Origin of the sequence: Escherichia sp. WS1450, from assembly GCF_046487395.1 — a bacterium.
In the GTDB taxonomy this organism is placed as follows: domain Bacteria; phylum Pseudomonadota; class Gammaproteobacteria; order Enterobacterales; family Enterobacteriaceae; genus Escherichia; species Escherichia coli.
The window spans coordinates 1-3,324 of sequence record NZ_JBJQJO010000082.1; the positions used below are offsets into that span (position 1 = coordinate 1).

The 3,324-nt window shown below is 45.2% G+C and carries 1 protein-coding gene and 3 pseudogenes; 1 reads left to right on the forward strand and 3 read right to left on the reverse strand.

Going from position 1 to position 3,324, the window contains the following annotated elements; genetic code table 11:
• The 3 genes and pseudogenes from ACJHYR_RS27230 to ACJHYR_RS27240 form a co-directional block, all read right to left on the reverse strand.
• The coding region (locus tag ACJHYR_RS27230) for an immunoglobulin-binding protein (RefSeq protein ID WP_410233195.1) at positions 1-1,073 on the reverse strand (1,073 nt) is incomplete at its 3' end.
• An 834-nt stretch (positions 1,074-1,907) separates the two neighbouring features.
• Positions 1,908-2,083, reverse strand: a pseudogene (locus ACJHYR_RS27235) (transposase); the annotation flags it as partial.
• Positions 2,084-2,271: 188 nt separating this feature from the next.
• A pseudogene (locus ACJHYR_RS27240) lies at positions 2,272-2,457 on the reverse strand (transketolase family protein); the annotation flags it as partial.
• A 50-nt stretch (positions 2,458-2,507) separates the two neighbouring features.
• Here ACJHYR_RS27240 and ACJHYR_RS27245 point away from each other — a divergent pair.
• A pseudogene (locus tag ACJHYR_RS27245) lies at positions 2,508-3,199 on the forward strand (IS1 family transposase).
• Positions 3,200-3,324 lie beyond the last annotated feature (125 nt).

The following is a 3,324-nucleotide window of genomic DNA, read 5'->3' on the forward strand; positions in this document are numbered from 1 at the left end:
GCCAGTGCCGCGCTCTGGGCTGCACTCTCCCTTAACTCCTTCCGGTTCTCTTTAATCTGCTCCTGCATATTATTCATTCTCTCTGTCGCCATCTTCTGCCAGGCTTCCGTCAAATCCAGACGATGACTGTTATTCCTTATCGCTGCTGTATTTGAGGCTATTGCTGCATCCGTCTGCGCCCTGTTCTTCACAAGCACATCGCTGAGATGTTCTGCCTGGCTTTTCGCTTCTTTACGGGCATCCCGTACACTTTTATCTGTATAAGCCCGGGAAACCTGAACTGTTTCATCCGCTTTTTCTTTTATTTCATCCTGAAGAGCAAGAGAAGATGCATCCGTATACGCCACCGCTGCCGATGTGCCTGCAATAATATCCCTGCTGAGTTCATCACGTACTGCTGTAACCTGACTGTCAGTATGAGCACGGGCATCTCTGTATACACCGCCTATCTCACCACGCAGACTGTCTCCCTCTGCCTTCAGTTCATCACGTACTGCTGTAACCTGACTGTCAGTATGAGCACGGGCATCTCTGTATACACCACCTATCTCACCGCGCAGGGCATCCCCCGACACCCGTACAGCATCTGCAATGGCGTTGTCCATCTGTCCTTTTGTGGCCGCATCACTATCCTTAACACCATCTGAAACATTTATAATCCGGCGGGTTTCCGGTGCACCATCAACTGAAAATCCATATCCTGAAGGACCGGCCCCTACAGAAAGTACATTGCTTTCTCCATTCACCTGAGAGCCATACCCCAGAGCGACACTGTTGTCTGCATTAAAAACAGCTGTCTTATGTCCCACTGCCATGGATTTACCCGCATCCCAAATTATTGCACCGGAACCAACAGCAAAGTTTTTTCCAGTAACATTAGTATCACCGTTAGCATTTCCATTTCTGTCAATCACACTTGCACTTTCAAGTGACTGAGTGCCATTATCAAGCCAGATAGTACCCGTCAATGGCTCAGAAAGTGTTTTATGAGCCAAAGCCTGAGATGAGAGCAGCAGGGCCACACTCACTGCCAGCGCGCTTTTCTTTAAAAAAGCATCACGTCTTTTAAGCATTCTGTTATTCTCCTGTATTATTACTTCACCAGCCAGAACGGTAGTGCGGAGCAAAAATACAGTGATAAGAATCCTCTCTTATTAACTTAATAATGCCAGGAATATTATTGTGTATAATATGCGACCTCAATTTAAGCAGCAGAAAAGCAATGACGCGAAAATCATTAAAATACATAAAGATAAAACATCATAACTATAATTATAATAAGCGCGCTTATTTTAGCATCTGAACATTTAAAGTACTGCTATCACAAAACAATAAAAATCCTGGTTAATATCTCTGATGATTGAATGAGAAATTCACGATGTCTGGTGAGAATTCTGTTCAAAACGAGGAATGCAGACGTACATGTGGCAGGCATGGACTTCTACCAATTTAACTTTTTTCCTTCCTTGTATTTACACATTGCACATTTTGCGCTACAAAAATTTCACGTGGCACGCACCACGTGATCCGTAGAAAAGCCTCTTGTTACGAATTTCGTAAACCGCACGTCTGTCTGGTCGTGCGGATTTTTTATCCGTCAACTTCACATGAAACCCGCCAGAGCACTGTTTCCGGATTCAGACATCAGGCATATTATCATCCACGATGTCGTGAACAAGATCACACTTTTGCAATTCCTTTATTGATCGAAAGCAGTTAATCACGGAAATTAATTACCGGAGTGAAAGCATTACTGCATCGTAAATATCTACCATTTTTGACTACACCCTCTGACAGAATTTTCAGAGGGTTTTTTATCAGTTTCACCATCCAACCCTGTACGCCAGAATGGTTTCACTGTCACTCAGTTCTGCTATTGCCTTTTTCATCTCCCTTTACCTTACGTTCTGCCAGAGTCTGAGCCATTTGAACAGGAGGTTATCATTGATATCGTGTTCCCGGGCAATACGGGCAACAGAGGCTCCTGGTTGCAAAACCAGTTTAACCATTTGAAGTTTAACTCATTTGAAAATGATCTGCGGGGTTCTGCGGATAATGTTTTTGCTCCATAACAGGCGCCCACCAGTTTGAAAAGGTGGGCACCTACGTTACCAATACTGGCTTAATGGATACATACGGCGGTCGGTTCTTACGGTAAAACGACACAACCAAACGCTTCTTATCCTGCAATGAACTGCTTTATTACCGAGTTTAGTGACCGCACAGACACTCACTTTTAAGAAAAACAGAATGGTAAACAAACTCCATGAATTACAATAGCTCTCTGGCTGCCGCCACAATAGCTTGCGCGGTTAACCCGTACTCTCTCTGTAAAAAGTCCTGAGTTTCAACCTGGCCATACCGCTCTTTAACCCCCACCCGACGCATGGGCACAGGACAAGTTTCTACAAGCACTTCAGCAACTGCTGAACCTAATCCATTATGAATACGGTAATGACTCCAATTAGTTGAATTAGGAGTATAATAGCCACTTTTAAGGTTCTTTCATGGTCACAGTTAACCTTCATTGCTCCTGTTGCCAGTCCGTTCAGGTTTACCGTCACGGGAAGAACCCAAAGGACATGATCGATTTCGCTGCCGTGACTGTCATCGAGTGCTTCAGCTCACTTACCGTTACGAGGCCCGTAAACCGGGAGTTAAAGAGCAAATCACTGAAATGGCTTTCAACGGTGCCGGAGTTCGCGATACTGCCCGTACGCTGAAAATCGGCATTAATACTGTCATCCGGACTTTAAAAAACTCTCGCCACGAAGAATAACGTCATACCCGGTCGCTCATGCTGATATGGCACTCATCTGCGAACTTGATGAGCAATGGAGTTTTGTCGGCAGTAAAGCGCGACAGCACTGGCTCTGGTACACGTACAACACGAAAACTGGTGGCGTTCTGGCCTACACTTTTGGCCTACGGACTGATTAAACCTGTCGTGAATTGCTGGCGCTGCTTGCCCTTTTACCATCGGTATGTTGACCACTGACGAATGGGGTAGTTACACCAGAGAGTTACCGAAGGAGAAGCATCTGACTGGTAAGATTTTTACTCAGCGCATTGAGCGCAACATCTACCTCTGAGAACCCGAATCAAACGTCTGGCCCGCAGAACTATCTGTTTCTCGCGCTCTGTAGAACTTCATGAAAAAGTCATCGGTGCCTTTATCGAAAAATATATGTTCTACTAATTGGAGTCACCACCTTCGTTTGTTTAAAGAACCTGCTGGTCCTGCCATTAATATTACCTGCTGATTGCTTCACATCCGGATTCCTCGCACTGCGCGCGGGTTATTGTTTCGTTTTCGGCCACGGG